Below are 24,994 nucleotides of genomic sequence, written 5' to 3'. Positions count from 1 at the left end.
CAAGGTAGATATAAAGATATCATACTTTAGGTTGATACAAGAAAGAGGCCCGTCAAGGGTGACGGGCCAAGTTTGCCCAGGTTTTTCACCGGGGCCACGGTTCGCTGGAGGGAGACGAGTTCAGGGGGGCAATCGTTGGCTATCGGCCCAGAAGACCGCGGGTTACCACATGCGCCTGAATTTCGGCCGCCCCTTCGAAGATGTTGAGGATGCGGGCATCGCACAGAACCCGGCTGATCTGGTATTCAAGTGCGTAGCCATTGCCGCCATGGATCTGAAGCGCGTTATCGGCGTTCGACCACGCAACGCGCGCGCCCAGAAGCTTTGCCATGCCGGCCTCGATATCGCAGCGGATATCCTGATCTTTTTCGATGGCGGAAAAATAGGTCAGTTGGCGCGCGATCATGGTTTCAACCACCATCCAGGCGATTTTGCCGTAAACCCGCGGGAAGCTGTAAAGCGGATTGGAAAACTGGATGCGGTCCTGTGCGTAGCGCATGCCGATTTCAAGCGCGTTCTGGGCGACGCCAACGGCACGCGCAGCCGTCTGGATGCGCGCCGATTCAAAGGTCGCCATCAGTTGTTTGAAGCCCTGGCCCTCATCCCCGCCCAGAAGGTTTTCGGCGGGGACTTCGAAGCCGTCAAACGATAGTTCGTATTCTTTCATGCCGCGATAGCCAAGCACCTCGATCTCGCCGCCGCTCATGCCCTTGGCCGGGAAGGGATCGGCCTCCGTGCCGCGCGGCTTTTCGGCAAGCAGCATGGATAGCCCGCGATATCCGGTTTCATCGGGGTTGGTGCGCGCCAGAAGCGTCATCAGGTCGGAACGCGCCGCGTGGGTGATCCATGTCTTGTTGCCGGTGACCTTATAGGTATCGCCATCCTTGGTCGCGCGCGTGCGCAGATGCGCCAGATCCGATCCGTTATTGGGTTCGGTGAAGACCGCAGTTGGCAGGATTTCACCCGATGCCAGTTTGGGCAGGTAATGTTGCTTTTGCGCGTCCGTTCCGCCAAGGCGGATCAGTTCGGCGGCAATTTCGGACCGTGTGCCAAGCGAGCCCACCCCGATATAGCCGCGCGAGAGTTCCTCGGTCACGACGCACATCGCAGTTTTGCCCATGCCAAGCCCGCCGTATTCTTCGGGGATGGTCAGGCCGAAAACGCCCAGTTCGGACATCTCGTTGATAATTTCAATCGGGATCAGTTCGTCGCGTTCGTGCCAGCCATGGGCATGCGGGCTGACCTTTTCATTGACAAAGCGCCGGAACTGGTCGCGGACCATATCAAGGGTTTCGTCTTCAAGCCCGGTTTCGCCAAAGCGGCCGGTATCAAGGCTGTCCTTGATCTGGTCGGCAATCGCACGCCGGGTGGCGTCGTTGTTGCCCGAACCGGTCAGGGTCGCAACCGCGCGGCTGTCGCCAAGGGCGGCAATCACATCAGCCGGAACGCCAAGGGGTGAAAGACGGATGAACTCGCCCTGCGACATCGCGATGCCGCCTTGGATTTGCGCCAGATATTCGCCAAAGGCCGCCTGAAGGATCAATTGTTCAAGTGTTCCGAATTTGCCCTGCGTTTCAAGCCGATCAGCCCATGCCTTCATCTGCTTAAGTGCTGTGACATAGGTTGAAAACCATGCAAAGCCATGGGCGGCATACTGGTTTTCATCCAGTGCGCTGGCATCGATTTTGCCATCCACCGTCACGCTTTCGCGCATGGCGGTTTCGGCGGCGTGATGCACCGGGGCAAGGGCCGCCAGCGCGTCATCGCAAAGCCGGGTCAGTTCGGGCAGCAGGGCATTATCGCTCATCGGTCTGGTCCTCGGGTTCGGTCCATCTGGTGCATGAAGCAGACTATCATTGTTGTCCTGCCGGTTCGGCAAGGATTGAAAAGTGGCAGCCCCGATGCGGATCGGGCGAGAACGCATCAGGGCCACCAACGGTCAGTCGACGCTTTATGTGGGTTAGGCGTCGACTGCTTCTTCAAGGGTGCGCATGCCCGGGCGTTTGGCCTGAACCAGAACGGCCATGTTTCCGGGCTTGTGTTCGTTGCGCATCATTTTCATATGCGCACGCGGAATATCGTCCCAGCCAAACACTTCGGACATGCTGGGATCAATGCGGCGTTCAATCACCAGCTTGTTGGCCTGGGCGGCCTGTTTCAGGTTGGCAAAGTGGCTGCCCTGAATGCGTTTCTGGCGCATCCAGACAAAGCGCGCATCGAAGGTCAGGTTAAAGCCCGTCGTCCCGGCACAGAACACGACCATCCCGCCGCGTTTAACCACATTGCACGATACGGGGAAGGTCTGTTCGCCCGGATGTTCAAAGACGATATCGACATCATTGCCCTTGCCGGTGATGTCCCAGATCGCCTTGCCGAATTTGCGTACTTCTTTCATATAGTCGCCAAATTCCGGGCCATTCACGGTTGGCAACTGGCCCCAGCAATTGAAATCCTTGCGGTTGATCACGGCCTTCGCACCAAGGCCCAGCACGAAATCGCGTTTGCTTTCATCGGAAATCACGCCAATCGCATTGGCACCCGCCGTGGTAATAAGCTGGATCGCCATCGATCCAAGGCCGCCCGAGGCCCCCCACACCAGAACATTGTGACCGGGTCGCAGGATATGCGGGCGATGGCCAAACAGCATGCGGTAGGCGGTGGCAAGGGTCAGCGTGTAACACGCACTTTCTTCCCATGTCAGGTGTTTGGGACGCGGCATGAGCTGCTGGGCCTGCACGCAGGTGAACTGGGCAAAGGATCCGTCCGGTGTTTCATAGCCCCAGATGCGCTGGGTGGGCGAGAGCATCGGGTCGCCGCCGTTGCATTCCTCGTCATCGCCGTCATCCTGATTGCAGTGAATGACGACCTCATCGCCGACTTTCCAGCGTGTGACCTTTGACCCGACCGCCCAGACAATGCCCGACGCATCCGATCCCGCGATGTGATAGGGCAGGTCATGCACGTCAAAGACCGAGATCGGTTTGCCAAGCGACGCCCACACACCATTATAGTTCACACCCGCCGCCATCACGAGGACGAGGACCTCGTGGCTGTCAGGCTGGATCACCGGCAGGACTTCGCATTGCATGGCGGTATCGGGTTCACCGTGACGTTCACGGCGAATGGCCCAGCCATACATATTTTTCGGCACATGACCCAGCGGCGGGATTTCGCCGATTTCATACAGGTCTTTTTCTTCATGACCACCACGGAACGGCAGAACTTCAGCAGTCGTATTCATGGCCTTCACTCCTTGTTCGGGGTCGATCCGGGATGCGCTGTAAATGGCTGGTAATAAAATTACCTTGTGTTGCGCTGCGGTCGACGAATCCTCCAAGCCACGGAACTTGTGATATTTTCCCTGAAATGCACCGGTTTCCCTTGGGTTGTAGCCTGGTTCCCCGAATGCTTTCTTAGTTTTTGCTTTTATCGCGTTGCACAAATTGTTATATAATTATCCAAGTGATGTCTAGTAGGTAATTTAATAACGTTTTCTTGTAATAAACATAAAGCTTTTGGGTAATAAAGATACGCGAGGTCGCCATGTCGATGGAAAATCAACGCAGTGCAGCAAAGCCGGAACGCGACCGCCCGTGGTTGATCCGTACCTATGCCGGGCATAGTTCGGCCAGCGCATCGAACGCGCTGTATCGTCAGAATCTGGCGAAGGGGCAGACGGGGCTGTCGGTCGCGTTCGATCTGCCGACCCAGACCGGTTACGATTCGGACCATGTTCTGGCGCGCGGCGAGGTCGGCAAGGTCGGCGTGCCTGTATCGCATCTGGGCGACATGATGACCCTGTTTGAGGCTATTCCGCTTGATCAGATGAACACATCGATGACGATCAACGCACCGGCGGCATGGCTTTTATCGCTTTATATTGCCGTTGCCGAAAAACAGGGAACGCCGCGCGACAGCCTGCAGGGCACGACCCAGAACGACATCATCAAGGAATATCTGTCACGCGGGACCTATATCTTTCCGCCGGCACCCAGTCTGAAACTGATCACCGATGTTGCGGCCTTTACCTATCGCGAGGTACCGAAATGGAATCCGATGAATGTGTGCTCGTACCATTTGCAGGAAGCCGGGGCGACTGCCGAGCAGGAACTGGCCTATGCGCTGGCGACCGCGATTGCCGTGCTTGATGCGGTCAAGGCATCCGGTCAGGTGCCCGAAGAAGATTTCGCCAAAGTTGTCGGGCGCATTTCATTTTTTGTGAATGCCGGTATCCGGTTTGTGACCGAGATTTGCAAGATGCGGGCATTTTGCGAATTGTGGGATGAAATCACGCGGGATCGTTATGGCATTTCCGATGAAAAATATCGCCGGTTCCGCTATGGCGTGCAGGTCAATTCGCTTGGCCTGACCGAACAGCAACCCGAAAACAATGTGTATCGCATCCTGATCGAAATGCTGTCGGTGGTGCTGTCAAAGAATGCGCGCGCGCGTGCCGTGCAGCTTCCGGCGTGGAACGAGGCCCTTGGCCTGCCGCGCCCGTGGGATCAGCAATGGTCGCTGCGCCTGCAACAGATCATGGCCTATGAAACCGACCTTCTGGAATATGACGACCTGTTTGACGGCAATCCGGCGATTGAACGCAAGGTCGGATTGCTTAAGGACGGTGCACGCGAAGAACTGGCGAAAATCGATGCCATGGGCGGGGCGATTGCCGCAGTCGATCTTGGTTACATGAAACAGGAACTGGTGCGGTCCAATGCGCGCCGTCTGGCCGATATCGAAACCGGGCTGACCAAGGTGATCGGTGTGAATGCCTATACCGAAACCGAAGCATCACCCCTGACATCGGGGGAAAAATCGATCCTGACGGTCGATGACATGGCCGAACAGGAACAGATTGAAAAACTGAAAGAATGGCGGGCCGGTCGCGACCCGGCCGCGGTTGCCAGAAGCCTTGCCGATCTTGAAGCCGCCGCCCGCGAAGACCGCAACATCATGGAAAGTTCGATTGCCTGCGCCCATGCAGGCGTCACGACCGGGGAATGGTCCGAAACGCTGCGTCAGGTGTTTGGTGAATATCGTGCGCCGACCGGCATCACATCGATGATCGTGACCGGGGATGCAGACGATATCAAAAAACTGCGCAGTCGCGTGGACGAGGTTTCCGAAAAGCTTGGCGAACGCATGAAAATGCTGGTCGGTAAGCCGGGGTTGGATGGTCATTCCAACGGGGCGGAACAGATCGCGGTCAAGGCGGGCGATGCCGGGATTGACGTGCTTTATGACGGCATTCGCTGGACACCTGATGAACTGGTGCGCAATGCCATCGACGAAGGCGCGCATGTGATCGGGCTTTCGATCCTGTCAGGGTCGCATGTGCCGCTGGTGCGCGAAGTGGTCAATGGACTGCGCGCCCACGGGGCGGGGCATATCCCGGTTGTTGTTGGCGGCATCATCCCGGATGCCGATATGCTTGTTCTGCGTCAGATGGGGGTATCGGCGGTTTACACGCCCAAGGATTACCAACTGGTGCGGGTGATTTCCGAAATTGTCGATCTGGTGGATCGCAAGTCAACCGAACGTCCGGCCCCGCGTAACATCGAAGGCAAGCCGGAAGGGGCCGGAACGGCGATTTATTGATTGCGGCGGTTTTGCGGATTTGCTCAGCTCTTGACGGCAACCCGTGCTTGTTCAGTGCCGTGGCGTTCAAGAACCCAGCTTTCAAAGGTTGCGGCGGGCAACGGTTTGGCAAACAGGAAGCCCTGAATGAAGTCGCATCCCTTGTCGCGCAGATATTCGTGCTGCTCGACTTCTTCGACACCTTCGGCGACGACTTCAAGATTAAGGCTGTGGCCCAATCCGATCACCGCATCGACAATTGCCTTGTCATCCATATCGACATGGATGTCGTTGACAAACGACCGGTCGATCTTGATCGACGAAACCGGGAAACGTTTCAGATAGTTCAGGGATGAATAACCGGTGCCGAAATCGTCAATCGCGATGCGCACGCCAAGGGCCTTAAGCTCGTTCAAGGTTGAAACGGCCTTTTCCGGGTTGTTCATCAGGATCGATTCAGTGATTTCAAGTTCCAGCGTACCATCGGGCAGGCGGGTCTGATCCATGATCTGGGTGACGGAACTGACCAGTTCGGCATCCTGGAACTGTGCCGGTGACAGGTTTACCGCAATGCGCAGGCCCGGCAGACTGGTTTCGCGCCAGATTTGCGTCTGTTTGCAGGCCTTGTTCAGAACCCATGCGCCCAGCCGGTTGATCAGGCCGCATTCCTCGGCCACCGAAATGAATTCGCCCGGCAGGATCAGACCACGATCCGGGTGGTGCCAGCGCACCAGTGCCTCCGCGCCGACAACCCGCTCGGTGCGGCAATCGATTTTCGGCTGGTAGTAAAGTTCAAGCTGGTCATATTCCAGCGCGTTGCGCAGATCTTCCTCGATCGTTTTGCGTTCCTTGACCCTCTCGTGCATCGACGGCAGGAAGAACCGGTAATTGTTGCGGCCTTCGGCCTTGGCGGCATACATCGCCATATCGGCGTTTTTGACCAGTTGTTCGGGGTTTTCGCCGTCTTCGGGGAACAGTGTGATACCGACACTGGCGGTCGAATGCAGGCGAATGCCACGGCAATCGAATGGCTGGCAAAGTTCATCGATGATGCGCTGGGCAAGGGCAATGGTGTCTTCGATATTCTGAACATCGGTCTGGATGATGGCGAATTCGTCCCCGCCAAGGCGGGCGGCGGTATCGGAATCACGGATGATGCGCGACAGGCGCTGCCCCATTTCCTGGATCATCAGATCGCCAACGTCATGGCCAAAGTGATCGTTGATGTCCTTGAACCGGTCCAGATCGACAAACAGAACCGTGACCCCGCGCTGGAACCGGCGGGCGGATAGCAATGCCTGACGCAGACGGTCAAGGAACAGGGTACGGTTCGGAAGGCTGGTCAGCACGTCATGCACGGCCAGATGGCGCATGCGGGCTTCGGTCTGTTTGCGTTCGGTAATGTCGGTATAAGTCGCAACGTAACCGCCACCGGGCATCGGGTTGTGGTCAACCTGAACGACCCGGCCATTCGGGCGGGTGCGTTCCATGCGATACGGTTCGCGACGGCGCGCAATCGCAACGCGGTCGGAAATCAGCGCCTGAATGCTGACATCGCCATATTCGCCGCGTTCGGCGTTATAGCGCAGAATATCGGAAAGCGGCGTGCCTTCCTTGACCAGATCGCGCGGCAGGTTCAGCAATTCGATATAACGTTCGTTCCAGACCATCAGGTTCAGGTCCTGATCAAACAGGCATATCCCCTGACCGATATTGTGAAGGGTCGCTTCCAGAAGGGCCTGTTTACGCTGGGCTTCTTCCTGTGCCTGTCCCTGCAGGGCGACCATTTCGTTATATTCGCGGATCAGAAGGCCCAGTTCGTCCGAACTGTTCCATTCCACCGGGCGGCGCAGACGACCATGTTTGGTCATGCGGATGGAATGCAAAAGCCGGTTCAGCGGTTCCTTGATCGAACGCTTGTTCGCGATCAGAAGGCTTGCGGCAACAACCGCAATCAGCAAACCGAACAGGATCATGTCGATCACCATCCGGCGGAACAGCAAATCCTGAACGCGGGCTTCTGTGAAGTAAATCACAAGCTCGCCGACGTCATGACGCACATTATTGCGTTCAAAGAACACGCGACGCGACAGGCGCAGGGTATCGTTCAGCTCGGATTGTGATACGCCGGTATGGGCGAATTCTGTGCCATCGGCCCCCAATGCCTGCACCGCGACAATATCGCGATCCCGGCTCATGGCGTTCAGGGCTGATTCGATATTGTCGACATCAAGATACCAGAACGGTGTTGCCAGAACGCGGGCATTGATATCGGCGGTTTGTTCGATTTTCTCGTTCAAATCATCGCGCAGAACCGTGTAACTGACGTATCCGAAGACAACGAACAGGGCGAGGGAGAACAGGGAAACCAGCGGCAGCGCGATGAAAAGCAATCGGCTGCTAAGCGACTTCCGTTGTAAAAAGCCGTACGATCCGCGCGACAAGCGTATTTCTCCTCGGCACCCACTATCGACTAGTTAATGGCAACCATACTCGACCTTCGGGTGGGCTCCAATACCCCTAAGACTGTGCTTACTCAATCTGGAAGTCAGCCCAAAAGCAAGTTTGATTTCATTTTTTTCATATAGCATTCACAAAAAGTAATTCGACCCATCTATTTTGGATCGAAGTCCAGCAGCTTCAAGGACTTGTCTACCAAGTTTATTTTGTTTTTCTTATTTAGGATGCGTTTATTTTGGTACGGCCTGACGGGCGAGTTCGTCGCATCGTTCGTTTTCGGGGTGTCCGGCGTGACCTTTGACCCAGTGCCATTCAACTTTATGCGTTTTAAGAGCTTCCAGAAGCCTTTGCCAAAGCTCGACATTTTTGACCGGCTTTTTGTCGGCCGTTTTCCATCCGCGTTTTTGCCATCCCCAAATCCACTTGGTAATTCCGTCCCGGACATAGCTGCTGTCGGTATAAATGTCGACGATGCAGGGGCGTTTCAATGCTTCAAGCGCACTGATCGCAGCCATCATTTCCATACGGTTGTTGGTGGTTTCGGGATCACCGCCCGACATTTCCTTTTCCACGCCATTAAATCGCAGGATCGCGCCCCAGCCACCGGGGCCGGGATTGCCGCTGCACGCGCCGTCTGTGTAAATTTCGACGCGTTTGTCGTCCGTTCCGGTCATATAATTCTATTCCTCGCCCAGGCCATAGGCACTGGCACTGTCGATCCGTTGATGAAAGCGCAGTTTATTGATGTATTCGCGTGGGTTTTTCGGTGTGACCAGCGCATCCTTGGGCGTATTGATCCAGTCATAAAGACGGGTCAGCAGGAACCGCAGCGACGCCCCGCGCGCAAGGATCGGAAGGGCGGACAGTTCATCATCGGACAATGCGCGCACCTTGCCATAGCTTGACAGAAGGTTGCGGGCCTTGGTGACGTTAAAGCTGTTATCGGGTTCGAAACACCACGCATTCATGCAGATCGCAATGTCATAGGCCAGCAGATCGTTGCACGCGAAATAGAAATCAATCAGGCCGGAAACGTCGTCCTTGCCGGGGAAGAAAAACACATTATCCGGGAAAAGGTCGGCATGGATTACGCCTGCGGGCAACTGATGGGGCCAGTTGGCTTCGAGGAAGGCCAGTTCATCCTCGATCAGTTTTTCAAGACCGGGCTGAACGCCATCGGCATCGGCACGGCAGCTTTCAAACAGCGGACGCCAGCCCTTCACACTTAGCGCATTGCCAAGATACATGTCGAAATCCTGACCGGCGGTGTGCAATTGCGCCAGCGCGGTGCCAAGCCCCATGCAGTGATGGGGCATGATCCGGCGCGGCGACATGCCGTTCAGGAAGGATGTGATGGCGGCCGGACGTCCGCACAAACGGCGTAACGCAACCCCGTCCCTGCCGTGGATCGGTGTCGGGCAGTTCAGTCCCTTGGCCGACAGATGATCCATTAGGCCCAGATAAAAGGGTAGATCATCCGGGTTCACGCGCTTTTCATACAGGGTCAGGATGAAGGATGCCTGATCGGTCTGAAGCAGGAAGTTGGTGTTTTCGACGCCCTCGGCGATGCCTTTGAACGAAATCACGGTGCCGATATCGTATTCGGCGACAAAACGGGCGATATCTTCGTCAGAAACGTCGGTATAGACGGCCATGGGATATCCGGATTTCCTGCATCAGAGCTGGGTTAGCTGGCAAGCTGGCGGGGCAGCTTGAAGGTGACGTTTTCGTTGGTCAAAGTCAGGGTTTCGACCGTGACGTTATAACGTTCACGGCAGGCATCAATGACTTCCTCGACCAGAATTTCCGGGGCGGATGCACCTGCGGTAATGCCAAGGGTCGAAATGCCTTCGAGTTTTGACCAGTCGATATCCTTGGCGCGTTCGACCAGAACCGAACGGTCACATCCTTCGCGTTTCGCGACTTCGACCAGACGGTTCGAGTTCGACGAGTTTGGTGCACCCAGCACCAGAATGGCATCGGCGTCGGTCGCGATCAGCTTGACCGCGTGCTGGCGGTTGGTGGTCGCATAGCAGATGTCTTCTTTCTTTGGGACCTCGATCGCCGGGAAACGGCCTTGCAGGATCGAGATGATCCTGGCCGTATCGTCCAGCGACAGGGTGGTCTGGGTCACAAACGCAAGGTTTTCGGGGTTTTCGACCTGAAGGTTTTCGGCGTCTTCTTCGGTCTCGATCAGGGTCATGCTGCCCGGTGGCAACTGGCCCATGGTGCCGATGACTTCGGGGTGACCGGCATGGCCGATCAGAAGAATATGTTTGCCGTCCGCATGGTGGCGTTCCGCACCACGATGGACCTTGGACACCAGCGGGCAGGTTGCATCAAGATATTCAAGCTGGCGGTTTTCGGCGGCTTCGGGCACCGATTTCGGCACGCCGTGCGCGGAAAAGATCACCGGAACCCCGTCCGGGACGCTATCGAGTTCATCGACAAAAACCGCACCCATATCGCGCAGGCGGTCGACCACGAATTTGTTGTGGACGATTTCGTGGCGGACATAGACCGGCGCGCCATACTTCACCAGCGCCTTTTCGACGATCTCGATCGCACGATCCACCCCCGCACAGAAACCGCGCGGGTTGGCAAGGATGATCCGAAGGTCGGCTTTGTCAGACATGATACGGGTCCGAATGTTCATGATGCGCGACACCAGCCGCGATTATTCAAGTGTCTTCGTTACATAACCCGCCAGCACCGGACGTGCAATGACAGACACCATGCAAAGATGGATGTGGATGCATGTATTGGTGGCAATTGTTGTGAATGCACTGATTTCAAACGGAAGCGGGTTGTGTCGCCATATCGGAGCGAATAGACTGCGCGCGGCTGTGCCCGGATCGGGCATGACAGCGAATTTGACCAGTTCTATAGAGGCTTGGATGACGATTGCGAACGGACTGCGGCGTGTTTGTGCATTGGGTTTGGTGTCGTTTGCCGGTTTTCTGGCAGCGTGTGGCACGTTCGAAGAACAGCCGGTCCCGGCATGCCCGCGTGCCTTCCTGCCCAATGATACCGCCCGTCTGGTGCAGTTCAATGGTCAGGGCAAAGACCTGACCGATGTTATCCTTGAAGCCGAATTTGCCGGATATCTGGGCGATTGCGGCTATGACCTTGAAGAAAAGGTCCTGAACGTTGTCATCAGCCCGGTGATCAATGCCGAACTGGGCCCGGCAGCGCAGGGACGCAACGCAAAACTCCAGTATTTCGTGGCACTTAAGGACCCGTCCGGCGAGTTTATCCAGAAAAATCTGTTTGATGTCGACATGGTGTTTCCGAGCAATTTGAACCTGGCGCGCTATCGCGACGAGCAGGTGACTTTGAACGTGCCGCTGGATGATGTCTGGGCCGGTCCGGATTATGAAATCTATCTTGGTTTCCAGCTGAGTGCCGACCAGCTCGACTACAATCGACGCTTCGGAAAAAATTAATAATCCGGCCTATTATTCATTTTTAGTGAATAATCAAATCCCGCCCGCATCGCGTGGCGGGATTTTCGTTTTTGGACAAAAGTTCGTTTTCGGTAATCCTCATACAAAAGAATGGACATTTGCCGGAGGGACTAAAAAAGAGCTTTTAATCCTCATACTAATGGGTGGGGTCGAAAGGATATGATTTTTGGGGCTGGTCTGGTCGGATTCAAATCCGTATAAGGGGGCATACCCAAATGATCCCCGTGGGAGAGTGCCACGGTCTTGATCGATGCGTCGGATTGCATCGATAGGGATTGCGCGGACGCCGAAGGAGCAACCACCCCGGAAACTCTCAGGCAAACGGACCGCGGGGAGATGGGACTCTGGAAAGCAGGCGGCATCAGAAATCGATGTGCGCCTCGCCGAAGATGTAAGCAGACCGGTATCCAAACCGGCTGTGATTCTTTCAGGCTCCAAGACAGAGGGGGACGTGGTTGGCCACTGGTCGGCTATGTTTCTCAACGCCTGTCTGGAGACCTTGATGGCCGATCATCAAACCGAACTGCTGAAAACCGCCCTTTATGATTTGCATGTCGAACTGGGTGCCAAGATGGTGCCGTTTGCCGGTTACGGCATGCCGGTGCAATATCCGCTGGGCGTTATGGGCGAACATCTGCATACCCGTGCGAAGGCCGGTCTTTTTGACGTTTCGCATATGGGGCAGGTTCGCCTGACCGGCGAACATCGCGTCGCCGAGCTTGAAAAGCTGGTACCCGGTGATATCGCGATTCTGAAACCCGGCCGCACCCGTTATTCCGCCTTTACCAATGACGATGGCACGATCCTTGATGACCTGATGATCACCAATGCGGGCGACAGCCTGTTTCTGGTGATCAATGCGGCGTGTAAGGATGATGACATTGTCCATATGCGGGCCAATCTTGATAACGGTGTGGAGCTGATCGAGATTGATGATCGCGCATTGATGGCGTTGCAGGGCCCGGATGCGGCCCGCGTGCTGGCACGGTTTGCGCCTGCGGTTGCCGATATGAAATTCATGAGCTTTGCCGAGATCGATATTGCCGGTATCGCGTGCTTTGTCACCCGGTCGGGCTATACCGGTGAGGACGGGTATGAGATTTCCGTGCCGAATGAGCGCGCCGAAGAACTGGCGCGCAAGCTTCTGGCCGAGGAAGAGGTCGAGGCGATTGGCCTTGGCGCGCGCGATTCGCTGCGTCTTGAAGCCGGTCTTTGCCTGTATGGCAACGATATCGATACCACGACCACCCCGGTCGAGGGTGACCTGAACTGGATCATCAACAAGCGCCGCCGCGAAGAAGGCGGGTTCAAGGGTGCGGATGTGATCCTTGATCAGCTTGCCAATGGGGCGGATCGCAAACGTGTCGGGATCAAACCCGAAGGCAAGGCCCCGGCGCGTGAACACACCCCGATCCTGAACAGTGACGGTGAAGAAATCGGCGAAATCACCAGCGGTGGTTTTGGCCCGACCGTGGATGGCCCGATTGCGATGGGATATGTCGCAATTGAATTTGCCGCCCCGGGTACCAAAGTCGATCTGATGGTGCGCGGCAAGGCACGCCCGGCGGAAATCGTCGAACTGCCGTTTGCGGCACATCGTTACTATCGCGGCTGATCATCAGAAAAAAAGAGTTCGGGCAGCGTTTGCGGCCCGCAAAAGATACCGAGATTTTAGAGACAACTGATCTTACAGGGACGAATTACCATGGCTAAAAAATTCTCGCAGGAACATGAATGGGTTGAATATGAAGACGGTGTCGCGACCGTTGGCATTACCGATTACGCCCAGCAATCGCTTGGCGATATCGTTTATGTCGAGCTGCCGGAAGTTGGCAAAAAGCTGACCAAGGATGGCGATGCGGCGGTTGTCGAATCGGTCAAGGCCGCCAGCGACGTTTATGCGCCGCTTGATGGTGTCGTTGTCGAAGCCAACGAAGAGCTTGATGACAATCCGGCACTGGTGAACGAAGCCCCGGAAAGCGATGGCTGGTTCTTCCGCATGGAACTTTCCGATGAGTCCCAGCTTGATGAGCTGATGGACGAAGCTGCGTATAAAGACTTTGTCGAAGGCCTTTAAGATATGCGTTATCTTCCGCTAACCAGTGCGGATCGCGCCTCGATGCTTGAAACCATCGGGGCCGGGTCCGTTGACGAGTTATATAGCGACGTGCCCGAAGGCGCGTTGCTGTCCGAGCCGGTCGATCTGCCATATCATCTTGGTGAATTGCAGGTCGAACGCGACATGGCGAAACTGGCCGCCAAAAACATGGGCACGGCCAGCGTGCCGAGCTTCCTGGGCGCGGGGGCGTATCGCCACCATGTTCCGGCCACGGTCGATTACATCATCCAGCGTGGTGAGTTTCTGACGGCCTATACCCCGTATCAGCCGGAAATCGCACAGGGCACGTTGCAGTATCTGTTCGAATTCCAGACCCAGGTGGCATCGATCACCGGCATGGATGTGGCCAACGCATCGATGTGGGACGGGGCAACGTCGTGCGCGGAGGCCGTTCTGATGGCGTGCCGGGCCACGCGCCGCAAGAAGGCGGTTCTGTCGGGTGGCTTGCATCCGCATTACCGTGAAGTCACGGAAACCTATTGCCAGTATAGCGATACCGAAGTTGCCGGTCGTGACGGGCACCCGGAAAAGCAGGCAACCGCGGATGAGCTTGACGATCTGATCGATGATCAGACCGCGTGTGTGGTTGTCCAGTATCCGGACGTGTTTGGCCGTATTCAGGATCACACCAAGCTTGCGGATGCGTGTCATGCCAAGGGTGCGCTTTTGATTGTGGTGTTTACCGAGGCCATGGCCTTTGGCGCGGTCAAGTCACCGGGCAGCTTTGGCGCGGACATCGTCTGCGGCGAAGGCCAGTCGATTGGTAACAACCTGAATTATGGCGGCCCGTATGTCGGGCTTTTTGCCACGACCAGCAAACTGGTACGCCAGATGCCCGGCCGCCTGTGTGGTGAAACGGTCGATCAGGATGGCAAGCGTGGTTTTGTTCTGACACTTTCGACCCGCGAGCAGCATATCCGCCGCGAAAAGGCGACATCGAACATCTGCACCAATTCCGGGCTGTGTTCGTTGGCCTTTACGGTGCATATGAGCCTTCTGGGTGAAGACGGGTATCGTGGTGTGGCAACACTTAACCATGAAACGGCGTGCAAGACCGCCGATGCGATTGATGCGGTACCGGGTGCGGAAGTGGTCAATGACAGCTTCTTTAACGAGTTCACCGTCAAGCTTGCCAAACCGGCAGCCGAGGTGGTCGAGGCACTGGTTGCCAAGGGTGTTCTTGGCGGCGTTCCGTTGTCGCGCCTGTATCCGAACCGTGACGATCTGGGCAATTACCTTTTGGTGGCGGCGACCGAAACCAACACCGACGAAGACATCGCGGACCTTGCGTCTGCATTGAAGGAGGTGCTGGCATGAGCTTTACCACCCATACCGGTAACCGTGGACTTGTGCTTGAGGAAAAGCTGATTTTCGAGATGGGCGAACCGGGGCGTACCGGTGTTGACCTTCCGAAGCCAGCGGGCATCAAATCACGCCTTGGCGGCCTTGATCGCGATAGCGATGTCGGTCTTCCGGGCCTGTCCGAGCCGCAGGTGGTGCGTCATTTCACGCGCCTGTCGCAGAAAAACTTTGGCATCGATTCTGGCTTCTTCCCGCTGGGTTCGTGCACGATGAAACATAACCCGCGCCTGAATGAAAAGGTTGCGCGGATGCCCGGTCTTGCCGACCTGCATCCGATGCAGCCCGAAAGCACGGTTCAGGGCGCACTTGAACTGATCGACAGTTGCGCACACTGGTTGCTGGTTCTGACCGGGATGCCCGCGGTTTCCATGTCGCCCGCAGCGGGCGCACAGGGCGAACTTTGCGGCATGATGGCGATCCGGGCGGCCCTTGATGCGCGCGGTGAAAACCGTCGTCGTGTTCTGGTGCCTGAATCGGCCCACGGGACCAACCCGGCAACGGCGGCGGCTTGTGGTTTTACGGTTGATTCGATCCCCGCGACCGAAGATGGCCGTGTGGACCTTGCGGCATTCGAAGCCAAGCTTGGCGACGATGTGGCCGGTATCATGCTGACCAACCCGAATACGTGTGGGTTGTTTGAGCGCGACGTTCGCAAGATTGCCGATCTGGTCCATGCGGCCGGTGGGTATTTCTATTGCGATGGGGCGAACTTCAACGCGATTGTCGGACGGGTGCGCCCGGCGGACCTTGGCATTGATGCGATGCATATCAACCTGCATAAGACCTTTTCGACCCCGCATGGCGGCGGTGGACCGGGTTCGGGTCCTGTTGTGTTTTCCGACGCACTGGCCCCGTTCGCACCGATCCCCTATGTCGTGCGCAAGGGCGAGAAATTCCATCTGGTGGAAACCGCAGACGAGAAGGACGGCAACAAACCGTTCGGTCGCCTGAAAGGGTTCCATGGCCAGATGGGCATGTTCATTCGTGCGCTGTCTTATATGAAAAGCCACGGTGCGGATGGATTGCGTCAGGCGTCGGGCGATGCGGTTCTGAATGCCAACTATCTGCTGGCGCGCCTTAAAGGCAAGCTGAGCGTGGCGTTTCCGGGCTATTGCATGCACGAAGCCCTGTTTGACGATGATTTCCTGAAAGATACCGGTGTTTCGACGCTGGATCTTGCGAAAGCGATCATCGACGAGGGCTTCCACCCGATGACCATGTATTTCCCGCTGGTCGTTCATGGTGCGCTTTTGATCGAGCCGACGGAAACGGAAACCAAGGAATCGATTGACCAGTTCTGCGACGCGGTTCTGGCATTGGTGGCCAAGGCAGAATCGGGCGATGCGGAATTCTTCAAGAATGCACCGTATCTGACGCCACGCCGTCGTCTTGACGAGACGGCAGCGGCAAGAAAGCCGGTTCTGCGCTGGATGCCTGAAACTGCTTGATTTGCAACGCAACATAACCTTTTTGCGCACCCCGGTCATCTGGCCGGGGTGTTCTTTTTCAAAGGCTTGTTCTTGAAACCCATTGGACTTGTAGCAATCTGGACCCTTATACTCGTTTTAATGTGATCATCTGACCACGGGGGTGGGTGATCGGGGGAACAGGGATCGGGTCAAGCCCGTTGCCGGAGGATTGAAGTCAGCCATGACACGTCGCGTGCAGAAGGTTTTCACCGCAGAACGCCGTTTAAAAGAACGTTCGGGTGGTGTGGTCGAAGATTGGTCGGATTCCTTTTTCGATCCGACGCTTGAAACCGGTATGGGGGCAGGTGCGCCATTGCCAGCGCCGAAACCGGCTGCGACCGTTGACGCATCCGGGATCAATCAGGCTGTACTTGATGAAATTCGTGCCCTGAGGTCGGAAGTAGCCCAACTGCGCGATGCGGTGCGTGCCGGGGGCAGTATTGATGCCACCCATATCGCACCGGCATCGGATGGCGATGCGATGGATGTATTGCCCGATCCGGTCAGCAGCAATTTTACCCATAGCAATCGTCCGGGTGCGTCGGAACCGGACAAAGACGACCTCGAACTGATCCGCAAGCAGATCGAGGAAATGAACGAACATATTCACAGGGCGAAGATGCAGATCGCGTCGCTGCGTCATCCGAAGGCCGAGGATGACCGCCTTGTCAGTGCGACCACCGAACTTGATGCGATCATCAAGGATACGGAAATGGCAACGCATACGATCCTTGAATCCGCCGAACAGATCGACGATCTGGCGATGACGCTTAAAAATTCGGCACCATCCGACTTTGTGGCCGAACATGTCGAACAGATCGCGTTTCTGGTCACCAAGGTTTTCGAGTCCTGTAACTTTCAGGACATCACCGGCCAGCGCATCAACAAGGTGGTTCGGACCCTTGAATTCGTTGAAGAACGGGTTCACAACATGATCCTGATCTGGGGCGAGGATGCCTTTACCGATCTGCCGGTTCCCGAAAATGATGACGGGACGCCGAAGAACGAGGATGACGATCTTCTGAATGGTCCGCAGTTGGAAGGCGAGGGGATCAGTCAGGACGACATCGACAAATTGTTCGACTGAGTATTTCCAAATCGGGGTACCCGTCTTATATTCAGGGTTGAAACCCAGAAGAAGTCTTGTTTAAGAACAGGATTTTGCGATATCGCGATTTGTAATCGGTCAACCAAAAGTTTACATTTTTCGGATATCGTCGAGTTCATAAAAACAAAAGCAGCGTTGGGATGCGCGTAACGAGCAGTTGCGCGTGTTTTGGTGCGCTTGGAGGATGAAATGGGATTCTGGTCGCTTGGCACTTTGCGCCAGCCGAAAGCACAAGATATCAAATGGCGGAAAAGCCCGCGTGGCGAGTATTATCGCCTGTTCATGATCGATGATTTCAGCGAGCTGAAACTTGACAATGTTGGCGGTGTCTATCTGCTGTGGCATGGCGGGATCAAACCGTCATGGCTTGTCGCCGGGGCCACCGAAGATCTGGGCCACAGTTTTGTTGAACTGTCCCATGACCGTGACATTCGCGAATATGACAATCGCGGCGGTGTCTTCATGAGCTGGTCGCCGATCAAGGAAGATTTCCGCGAAGGTGTGGTGCATTTCATTGCCAAACACACCGACCCGACTTTTGAATGCGATTTTGACAGCCGGTCAGAACCGATCCCGGTTTTGCTGCCGCGTTAGGGGCCTGCCCCCAAGGCAAGGATGCGAGATCAAAATAAAAAGCTCCGCGGATCAGGCGGAGCTTTTTGCTTTTTGCAGGTGTTTCGGGCTTAGAGTTTGCCCAGCACGGTTTCGGCACTCGACACGTCAAAGGCGCCGGGTTCCTCGACCGCAAGATCAGTGACCTTGCCGTCATCGACAATCATGGCAAAGCGGTTGGCGCGTTTGCCAAGGCCGCGACCGGTCAGGTCGAGTTCAAGGCCGGTCTTGCTGACAAAGGCGAGGTCGCCATCGGACAGCATGGTGATGTTTTCACCGGCATTTTCGGCCTTCGCCCAGGCGTTCAGAACAAAGGCATCGTTCGATGCCAGGCAGACGATTTCATCAACACCCTTTGCCTTGATGGCATCGGCATTGGCAACGAAGCCCGGCAGATGTTTGGCCGAGCAGGTCGGAGTGAAAGCGCCCGGCACGGCAAAGACAACGACCTTGCGACCGGCGAAAAATTCGTTGGTGTTGACGGCTTCGGGGCCGTCGGCGGTGGCGCGGAAAAGCGTGACTTCGGGAAGTTTGCTGCCGACTTCGATGGTCATGGGGTTTTCTCCGTCATGCGGGGGGCTTGATTGCCGCCCTTGTTCTGGTGATTGGGTAGAGCCTTTTCCGTTGGGATTGAAGCGATTTTGTTCGCCAAACCCGAACCCTTCGGGCCGGGACATTCTTCTGCCCCGCAGCGTCAGGGATCTTGACCGTAGCCCCGCTACGCTCTGCGATCCCTTCCTTGCGGGACAGAAGAATGCCTCCGGCAAAACGCTTCAATCCCAACGGAAAAGGCTCTAGGGCCATCAAACAGCAAAACGGGTTGATCTTCAATCATATCCGTTGGGGTTTCGATGGTTTCAAATCTTTGTCACGGTTTATCGTGATCCCGAAAAGATGTGCATCACATCACTTTTTCACAAGGTCGGTACCACCGGATGCGCGGGCGATGGCATCAAGAACTTCCTGTTTGCCGAGCAGTTCGGACAGCAGAACACCGTCCGGTGCCTTGGGCCCGAATACGGCATTGAACGGAATGCCATACCGGCCATAACCCGCCAGATATTGCGAAATCACCGGATCGGGACGGGTCCAGTCGCCCTGCATCAGGATGACGTTATCGGCGGTCAGGGCAGCGGTCATATCGTCGGTTTCAAGGACCAGCTTTTTATTGACCTGACAGGTCACGCACCATTCGGCGGTAATATCGACCAGCACGGTTTTGCCATCGGCAACATGGCGGGCGATTTCATCCGGGGCGAAGGCCCGCCACGGCAGGGTTTCGGTGCTGGTGCGCGATGCGGTGTTCTTGAGCGGGGCCTTGGAAAAGCCCGGTGCGAACAGGGCGGCCAGCACGCCAAGGGTGGCGAGTGCGGTAAAGACATATTTGCGTTTCTGCACCGTCGTGCGATGGCGGGCAAACAAAAGAATACCGGCCATGACAAGGGCGATGCCAACCGCAATCGCCCCGCCCATCCCGATCTGCACGGCCAGAACCGACAGCAACCAGATGGCGGTGCCAGCAAGGGCCACGCCCAGAATGCCTTTGACAAAGCCCATCCAGCGACCCGGTTTGGGCAGAAGGCGGGCGATTTCGGGCCGGGCGGCAATCGCCAGATAGGGCACGGCCAGCCCGATGCCAAGCAGGGTGAATATCCAGAAGATGTCAAAGCTGCTGCCGGCCAGCGCGAAGCCGACAGCCGTGCCAAGGAACGGGGCCGAGCAGGGCGTTGCCAGAAGGGTTGCGAACATGCCGGTCAGGAAATGACCGCCAAGGTGGTGACCGGATTTTTCGCGCGCGGTGATGGTATCGTTGGCAGCATTGCCGAGTTCGGCCGGGCCATTGATTTCAAACAGACCCCACATATTGAAGGCAAACAGGGCCACGATGATCGTCATCACGGTCAGGAACAGGGGTTGCTGGAACTGAATGCCCCAGCCAATCGTGCCACCGGCAAGCTTGATGGCGATCAGGACGGCCGCGATCAGCCAGAAGGAGGTGATGATGCCCGCCGCACTGGCAAGGAAGCCGCGGCGCGTCGCACTGCGCGCAGAGCCTTGGGCCTTCATCGCCGACATCACCTTGAGCGACAGGACCGGCAGGACGCAGGGCATGAAATTAAGGATAAACCCGCCCAGAAGGGCCAGCGCGCCCAGCAACCACAGGCTGGTGGTGGCGATGCCGGGGCTGGACGTCGCGTTGCTGCTGGTGGTGGTGCTTGTGCTGCTTGTGCCAGACGGCGCGGCGGCAATCTGACGGTCCTGTTCGATGGCAAGGGGGCCGGCGATAACGGTGACGATCACGTCATCGCCAATCGTGGCCTGATCGTCTTTCAGGCCATAGATCGGAATCCGGAACTGCTGTGTGCCGGTTGCGTCATCGGTTGCGGTCGGGACCGGCACGCCAAAGCCAAGGCGGACATTGCCTTCGATCAGGATTTCGACCGGGTCGGATGCGGTCTGATCAAGGCCGGTGATCGCGACATTCAGGACGGTCTGGTCATTTTCGCCTGATTGTGCGGTCGACTGCCAGATATCACTGACCGACATCGGCAGGTTGTCCCCGCGAAGCGGCACACGGGATGCGAATTTTTCGATATCGTGGGCAAAGCGGCTGATGCCTGCTGTATCGCCGTTTGCGCCATCCGAAAGGCTGGCGGGGATATCGAGGGTGAAGTTTGCCTGTGCCGGGATGCAGACGTCGCTACAGACCAGATAATCGACATCAAGCTCGATATGGGCGGCCTGTGCGGGATCGGTCACCGGCACATCAATCGGAAGGATGATGTGATCCTTGTAGCCGAATGTTTCGAGGCCAAAGATCGAAAAACGATGCGGGGCGGGCCAGCGGATTTGACCGTCGCCGATATTGGTTGATCCGGTCCAGTCGAGTTGCGGCGGGAAACCGGCATCCCCGGCACTGCGCCAATAGATTTTCCAGTCGGGCTTAAGTTCGAATTCAAGACCAAGACGGATTTCATCGCGGCCATTGATGGCATCGCGCGCACTGATCAGGCGGAGTGATGCAAAATCCTCGTCAACCCAGTTGCTGGCCGCTGTCTGCGCGCTTGCACCCGCACCAAACGGGGGGATAGTCGCAATCACAAGGCCAAGGGCTAGGAACAAAGATCGGATCACGGTGGCTTCCTTCTGGTCGTGAAGTCTTTTTACATCTTTCGGGGCGCGGCAGGAACGATGATGTTCCATTTCATGGATATGGCACAAACGGCTGCCTTGTGCCATGTGGCGATGGCTAATAGCTGTTGATGTTCATGGCAAGGCACGACTGCGTTACCGGGATGTGTGCAGGTTGGTGTGCCGGTCAGTGTGCCCATCGATGTGATCTTAAACACCATATTTTTATGCCGGTGTTGCTGTCGATTGCGTGTCAGGCTACCTACATGTAGCGCAGTGGCGCGTTGCGTCTTTGATCAATGTCATTTTTACCCGTTTTGACGCCAAGGGTGGCTTTCGATGGTAATGTGTGACGGATCGCGCTAGGCTTGAGTGAACAGCACAGGAAAAGTTCGGGAATGGGAATTAGAGATCACACTGGCGAATATCTTGAAGGGAAGCTGCTTGTGGCGATGCCGGGCATGCGCGACCCGCGTTTTTCGCAAAGCGTGGTTTATATCTGTGCCCATAACGAGGATGGCGCGATGGGGCTGGTGATCAACCGGCTGATCGACAGCATCACCTTCCCGGAATTGCTTGAACAGCTTGGCATTGCGCGCCCGGCGCCGACGATTGAAGATATTCAGGTGCATTTCGGCGGACCGGTCGAAAGCGGGCGGGGCTTTGTTCTGCACAGTACCGATTTTGAGAACGAGGCGACATTGCATGTCGATCCGGGTGTTTCGGTGACGGCAACGGTCGATATTCTTGAACAGATTGCGCTTGGCGAAGGTCCGAAAAGCAGCATTCTGGCCCTTGGTTATGCCGGATGGCGCAGCGGGCAGCTTGAAAACGAGATTCTTGCCAATGGCTGGCTGCATGTCGATGCCGATGCCGACCTTCTGTTTGGTGTTGATTGCGAAGACAAATGGGAACAGGCCTTTGCCAAGCTGGGTTTTGCCCCGGAACTTCTCTCGGGCGAAGCGGGCCACGCCTAAGGCCACGGGACCAAACTCTGCACATGAAAAAGCCTGCCGTTTCCGGCAGGCTTTGATGTTTTGGTGACGTTTCAGGCCAATAAGCGGATCAGTCAAACAGGGCGTCGATTTCTTCCTGCGAGAAGATCTGATCGATTTCGTCCTGACTGACGCGTTCGACGTTTTGCGGTGCGCGGGTGACGGTTTTATCGAGATTGTCCTGACCTTTGGGGTCGGCGGGCAGATCAAATTCGCCAAAGTCATCCTCGCCCCAGATTTCGATGACGCGGGTGACGCGTTCCTCGATATATTTCATGGTGTTGACGACTTTGGTGATGCGCTGCCCGGTCAGATCCTGGAAGTTGCAGGATTCAAACACCTTGACCACCAGATCAACGATGTCGTCGGCAAGCCCTTGCGTGTAGTCATCAGGGGCGGCAGAGCGGATATTATGGGCAACCGCATCGATTTTTTCGACGGTTTCAAGGATGTTGGCGGTGGCATCCTCGGTCGCGGCGACGACGGAATCAAGTTCGCCCTTGACGATGTTGATCCGCGTGCCGCTGCTGTCGTCCGGCGCGGTATAGAGGGCGGCGATTTCGCGCTTGGTTTCCTGAATGGAATTGGCGAGTGCGCGAATTTCGGTCTTGAGCATGCGAAGCTCGTTGCGGGCGTCGTCCTGATCATCATCATCGGCGCGCGCATTCAGCTTCTTCTGTTCTTCCATCATGATGCGGATGTCGGACAGAAGTTCTGCCTTCAGATCCTCGATCGCATTATGGAGTGTCGACATATCCGCACCACCCACTGCGCCGCCGCCATCAGGGGACGGGGCCGGTAGCGGCAGGGAGACGATATCACTCATACTTTCCAGCTTGTTGAGCAGCCGGAGCTCTGCGGTGAAAAGCTTTTTGCTTCCTTGGCGGGACATGAGCGAACCTCGATCTGAAACGTCACGGTAATCCTGTTCCGATGATAATCCACAAATCATCCCGGAACAGAAAAATATAATACTTTTGCATAGAATGGTTTCAGCCAAACGATCAGTTTGGCAAGACCACTCCCCTGATATTGGGGAAGATTCCCTCAATTAAAGGCATCTGCGCGTTTTTATGTAGGTTTCGTGTCCCGAAATACGGAAGCCGGTGCGCTTTTTTCCGGTGATTTCCTTGTGATTACAATCACAGAGATCGCCGCGTTTATCAACCTTTGTGCGGTGCATTCGAAAAACTTCATGCGTGCGGTCGGGGCATGCCGGGCCCGGTGTTGAAACGGGGAGTGATGATTTTACGACTCGGAACAGGGTAAATGATTGATTGTGATGGTTTTGCCTGTGGATAAAGTGGGCAAACGGAGGTGATTCTGGCGGTAAAACACGCGTCGTTCGGGGGATGCCGATAAATCCGTACTTAAATAAGGATTTTACCTGCGGTTTGTATCGCCTAAAGGATAATTTTGCCCTGTCTGTTGCGTGGCAGCAAAGCGGGCTATGATGGTCCGGCGCGATGAGGAATGGCACCATTTCTATCGCAAGGGTAGGGGATTGGATTTAGAAAAAAATTGAACCCATGCGCTAAATTCCTGAAAGGAAAAGTAATATTTTTGTGCAACGCAGCGAGGTTTTTTCTGGAACAGGCTGTTAAGATAGGCTATTCGCCTTCCATACCGTTGTGCCGCAGTGCATGCGGGTTTGAAAATCAGGTTTGTCTGATGTTACGTCGCGATCCTGGTGGCTATGCCGATTTATGGTTGAGTCATCACGGCATACCTTTTCGATGAACGAACAACCCGTTATGTTCGTATATGTCGAGGGTCACGATGTGGCTTTCCTTTGGACAAATTGCCTTGAGATGTAATGCGAGGGGGCAGATTCGCATGTCGATCAAGATGCTGTTTCCCATTCTTTTGCTGGGATTGGCAGTTCTGACCGGACTGGATAGTGCCGCGCTTGCCGCGGTTGGTCAGCCTGAGCCATGGCAACTGGGTCTTCAGCACCCGGTTTCGCCGGTGGCTGTACAGGGCCATGATTTCTTTATTCTTCTGACATGGCTGATGACCGCCGTTACGGTGATCGTCCTGCTGTTGTTGCTTTATGTTCTTTTCCGCTTTAGCCGGAAACGGAATCCCATCCCGTCCAAGACCACCCACCATACGCTTCTTGAAATCGTATGGACCGTGGCGCCGGTCCTGATCCTTCTGATTATTGCGATCCCGTCGTTCCGTCTGCTGTATTTCGCAGACCGCGTCGAAGACGCCGATATGACGCTGAAGATCATCGGCAAGCAGTGGTACTGGACGTATGAATATCCCGACAGCGGCAATTTCACGTTCGATTCCCTGATGATCGACGAGGAAACCGCCGTTGCAGAGGGCAAGATGCGCCTTCTGGATGTGGACAACCCCGTCGTTCTGCCGGTTGACACCAATATCCGCCTGATCATGACATCGGACGATGTGATCCATAACTGGGCCATGCCGTCGCTGTTCATCAAGCTGGATGCCGTGCCGGGCCGCCTGAACGAAACCTGGACCCGCATTCCGGGCGAATATGCAGGCACCACCTTCTATGGTCAGTGTTCGGAACTGTGTGGCGTGAACCACGCCTACATGCCGATCGCGGTCAAGGCCGTGACCATGGAAGAATACGAAGCATGGGTCGCACAGGCCCAGGAGAAATTCGCGTCGGTTGATCTGCCGTCGCCGGTTTCTGTGGCTTCGGCAGAGTGAGG

At 56.1% G+C, this 24,994-nt stretch carries 19 protein-coding genes and 2 riboswitches; of the genes, 10 read left to right on the top strand and 9 right to left on the bottom strand.

Going from position 1 to position 24,994, the window contains the following annotated elements; genetic code table 11:
• Positions 1 to 139 precede the first annotated feature (139 nt).
• Both ABIE64_RS04080 and ccrA read right to left on the bottom strand, forming a co-directional pair.
• Complete coding sequence (locus ABIE64_RS04080; RefSeq protein WP_354376703.1) at positions 140 to 1,807, bottom strand: acyl-CoA dehydrogenase family protein; 1,668 nt, start codon at positions 1,805 to 1,807, stop codon at positions 140 to 142.
• A gap of 153 nt (positions 1,808 to 1,960) precedes the next feature.
• Entirely contained in the window at positions 1,961 to 3,241 is a 1,281-nt protein-coding gene (gene ccrA / locus ABIE64_RS04075; RefSeq protein WP_007092360.1) for a crotonyl-CoA carboxylase/reductase, read from the bottom strand.
• A gap of 302 nt (positions 3,242 to 3,543) precedes the next feature.
• On the opposite strand from ccrA, the gene ABIE64_RS04070 reads away from it, so the two are divergent.
• Positions 3,544 to 5,601, top strand: a complete 2,058-nt coding sequence (locus ABIE64_RS04070) for an ethylmalonyl-CoA mutase (RefSeq protein ID WP_354376702.1) — start codon at positions 3,544 to 3,546, stop codon at positions 5,599 to 5,601.
• 23 nt (positions 5,602 to 5,624) lie between these two features.
• Here the strand turns inward: ABIE64_RS04070 and ABIE64_RS04065 are convergent, their stop codons facing one another.
• From ABIE64_RS04065 to ispH, 4 genes are all read right to left on the bottom strand, one after another.
• Positions 5,625 to 8,024 (bottom strand): putative bifunctional diguanylate cyclase/phosphodiesterase, encoded by a 2,400-nt coding sequence (locus tag ABIE64_RS04065; RefSeq protein WP_354376701.1) that lies wholly within the window; start codon positions 8,022 to 8,024, stop codon positions 5,625 to 5,627.
• Positions 8,025 to 8,270: 246 nt separating this feature from the next.
• A complete protein-coding gene (gene rnhA / locus ABIE64_RS04060; protein WP_354376700.1) occupies positions 8,271 to 8,714 on the bottom strand; it encodes a ribonuclease HI in 444 nt (147 codons plus the stop codon).
• A 6-nt stretch (positions 8,715 to 8,720) separates the two neighbouring features.
• Positions 8,721 to 9,695, bottom strand: a complete 975-nt coding sequence (locus ABIE64_RS04055; protein ID WP_354376699.1) for a homoserine kinase — start codon at positions 9,693 to 9,695, stop codon at positions 8,721 to 8,723.
• A gap of 32 nt (positions 9,696 to 9,727) precedes the next feature.
• Positions 9,728 to 10,675 carry a 4-hydroxy-3-methylbut-2-enyl diphosphate reductase gene (gene ispH / locus ABIE64_RS04050; RefSeq protein WP_354376698.1) on the bottom strand — a complete coding sequence of 316 codons (948 nt, stop codon included), beginning with the start codon at positions 10,673 to 10,675 and terminating at the stop codon, positions 9,728 to 9,730.
• Positions 10,676 to 10,901: 226 nt separating this feature from the next.
• On the opposite strand from ispH, the gene ABIE64_RS04045 reads away from it, so the two are divergent.
• The 7 genes from ABIE64_RS04045 to ABIE64_RS04015 all read left to right on the top strand — a co-directional run bounded on the left by ABIE64_RS04045 (position 10,902) and on the right by ABIE64_RS04015 (position 18,159).
• The gene (locus ABIE64_RS04045; protein ID WP_354376697.1) at positions 10,902 to 11,486 is read left to right on the top strand and encodes a hypothetical protein; all 585 of its coding nucleotides are present in this window, start codon (positions 10,902 to 10,904) and stop codon (positions 11,484 to 11,486) included.
• A 236-nt stretch (positions 11,487 to 11,722) separates the two neighbouring features.
• Positions 11,723 to 11,846: riboswitch (glycine riboswitch) on the top strand.
• A gap of 3 nt (positions 11,847 to 11,849) precedes the next feature.
• Positions 11,850 to 11,952: riboswitch (glycine riboswitch) on the top strand.
• Between the two features lie 57 nt (positions 11,953 to 12,009).
• Positions 12,010 to 13,122 carry a glycine cleavage system aminomethyltransferase GcvT gene (gene gcvT, locus ABIE64_RS04040; protein ID WP_354376696.1) on the top strand — a complete coding sequence of 371 codons (1,113 nt, stop codon included), beginning with the start codon at positions 12,010 to 12,012 and terminating at the stop codon, positions 13,120 to 13,122.
• Positions 13,123 to 13,212: 90 nt separating this feature from the next.
• A complete protein-coding gene (gene gcvH / locus ABIE64_RS04035) occupies positions 13,213 to 13,584 on the top strand; it encodes a glycine cleavage system protein GcvH (protein ID WP_007092285.1) in 372 nt (123 codons plus the stop codon).
• 3 nt (positions 13,585 to 13,587) lie between these two features.
• A complete protein-coding gene (gene gcvPA / locus ABIE64_RS04030) occupies positions 13,588 to 14,943 on the top strand; it encodes an aminomethyl-transferring glycine dehydrogenase subunit GcvPA (protein WP_354376695.1) in 1,356 nt (451 codons plus the stop codon).
• Positions 14,940 to 16,436, top strand: coding sequence for an aminomethyl-transferring glycine dehydrogenase subunit GcvPB (gene gcvPB / locus ABIE64_RS04025; RefSeq protein WP_354376694.1), 1,497 nt, complete (start codon positions 14,940 to 14,942; stop codon positions 16,434 to 16,436). The genes gcvPA and gcvPB overlap by 4 nt, the downstream gene beginning before the upstream one ends.
• A gap of 202 nt (positions 16,437 to 16,638) precedes the next feature.
• Positions 16,639 to 17,544 carry a protein phosphatase CheZ gene (locus tag ABIE64_RS04020; RefSeq protein ID WP_354376693.1) on the top strand — a complete coding sequence of 302 codons (906 nt, stop codon included), beginning with the start codon at positions 16,639 to 16,641 and terminating at the stop codon, positions 17,542 to 17,544.
• A 210-nt stretch (positions 17,545 to 17,754) separates the two neighbouring features.
• Entirely contained in the window at positions 17,755 to 18,159 is a 405-nt protein-coding gene (locus tag ABIE64_RS04015) for a hypothetical protein (protein WP_007092281.1), read from the top strand.
• An 89-nt stretch (positions 18,160 to 18,248) separates the two neighbouring features.
• Here ABIE64_RS04015 and ABIE64_RS04010 read toward each other — a convergent pair whose 3' ends face one another.
• Complete coding sequence (locus ABIE64_RS04010) at positions 18,249 to 18,731, bottom strand: peroxiredoxin (RefSeq protein ID WP_007092280.1); 483 nt, start codon at positions 18,729 to 18,731, stop codon at positions 18,249 to 18,251.
• A gap of 352 nt (positions 18,732 to 19,083) precedes the next feature.
• Entirely contained in the window at positions 19,084 to 21,312 is a 2,229-nt protein-coding gene (locus ABIE64_RS04005) for a protein-disulfide reductase DsbD family protein (RefSeq protein ID WP_354376692.1), read from the bottom strand.
• A 395-nt stretch (positions 21,313 to 21,707) separates the two neighbouring features.
• Between ABIE64_RS04005 and ABIE64_RS04000 the strand changes: the two genes are divergently transcribed.
• Complete coding sequence (locus tag ABIE64_RS04000; RefSeq protein WP_007092278.1) at positions 21,708 to 22,286, top strand: YqgE/AlgH family protein; 579 nt, start codon at positions 21,708 to 21,710, stop codon at positions 22,284 to 22,286.
• An 88-nt stretch (positions 22,287 to 22,374) separates the two neighbouring features.
• On the opposite strand, the gene ABIE64_RS03995 is transcribed toward ABIE64_RS04000, so the two are convergent.
• A complete protein-coding gene (locus ABIE64_RS03995) occupies positions 22,375 to 23,196 on the bottom strand; it encodes a hypothetical protein (protein ID WP_354376691.1) in 822 nt (273 codons plus the stop codon).
• Between the two features lie 944 nt (positions 23,197 to 24,140).
• On the opposite strand from ABIE64_RS03995, the gene coxB reads away from it, so the two are divergent.
• Entirely contained in the window at positions 24,141 to 24,992 is an 852-nt protein-coding gene (coxB, locus tag ABIE64_RS03990) for a cytochrome c oxidase subunit II (RefSeq protein ID WP_007092276.1), read from the top strand.
• Positions 24,993 to 24,994 lie beyond the last annotated feature (2 nt).

The sequence above is a fragment of the Thalassospira sp. MBR-102 genome (genome assembly GCF_040549275.1).
GTDB lineage: Bacteria > Pseudomonadota > Alphaproteobacteria > Rhodospirillales > Thalassospiraceae > Thalassospira > Thalassospira xiamenensis.
Note: the sequence above shows the minus strand (reverse complement) of the source record. Positions and strands in the feature narration are given on the sequence as shown.

Coding starts and splice junctions, on each gene's coding strand:
- ABIE64_RS04045 (WP_354376697.1), top strand. CDS start 10,902: ATGACAGCGAATTTGACCAGTTCTATAGAGGCTTGGATGACGATTGCG.
- gcvT (WP_354376696.1), top strand. CDS start 12,010: ATGGCCGATCATCAAACCGAACTGCTGAAAACCGCCCTTTATGATTTG.
- gcvPB (WP_354376694.1), top strand. CDS start 14,940: ATGAGCTTTACCACCCATACCGGTAACCGTGGACTTGTGCTTGAGGAA.
- ABIE64_RS04020 (WP_354376693.1), top strand. CDS start 16,639: ATGACACGTCGCGTGCAGAAGGTTTTCACCGCAGAACGCCGTTTAAAA.
- ABIE64_RS04070 (WP_354376702.1), top strand. CDS start 3,544: ATGTCGATGGAAAATCAACGCAGTGCAGCAAAGCCGGAACGCGACCGC.
- ABIE64_RS04080 (WP_354376703.1), bottom strand. CDS start 1,807: ATGAGCGATAATGCCCTGCTGCCCGAACTGACCCGGCTTTGCGATGAC.
- gcvPA (WP_354376695.1), top strand. CDS start 13,588: ATGCGTTATCTTCCGCTAACCAGTGCGGATCGCGCCTCGATGCTTGAA.
- ABIE64_RS04055 (WP_354376699.1), bottom strand. CDS start 9,695: ATGGCCGTCTATACCGACGTTTCTGACGAAGATATCGCCCGTTTTGTC.
- ispH (WP_354376698.1), bottom strand. CDS start 10,675: ATGTCTGACAAAGCCGACCTTCGGATCATCCTTGCCAACCCGCGCGGT.
- coxB (WP_007092276.1), top strand. CDS start 24,141: ATGTCGATCAAGATGCTGTTTCCCATTCTTTTGCTGGGATTGGCAGTT.
- ABIE64_RS04000 (WP_007092278.1), top strand. CDS start 21,708: ATGGGAATTAGAGATCACACTGGCGAATATCTTGAAGGGAAGCTGCTT.
- rnhA (WP_354376700.1), bottom strand. CDS start 8,714: ATGACCGGAACGGACGACAAACGCGTCGAAATTTACACAGACGGCGCG.
- gcvH (WP_007092285.1), top strand. CDS start 13,213: ATGGCTAAAAAATTCTCGCAGGAACATGAATGGGTTGAATATGAAGAC.
- ABIE64_RS04010 (WP_007092280.1), bottom strand. CDS start 18,731: ATGACCATCGAAGTCGGCAGCAAACTTCCCGAAGTCACGCTTTTCCGC.
- ABIE64_RS04015 (WP_007092281.1), top strand. CDS start 17,755: ATGGGATTCTGGTCGCTTGGCACTTTGCGCCAGCCGAAAGCACAAGAT.
- ABIE64_RS03995 (WP_354376691.1), bottom strand. CDS start 23,196: ATGTCCCGCCAAGGAAGCAAAAAGCTTTTCACCGCAGAGCTCCGGCTG.
- ccrA (WP_007092360.1), bottom strand. CDS start 3,241: ATGAATACGACTGCTGAAGTTCTGCCGTTCCGTGGTGGTCATGAAGAA.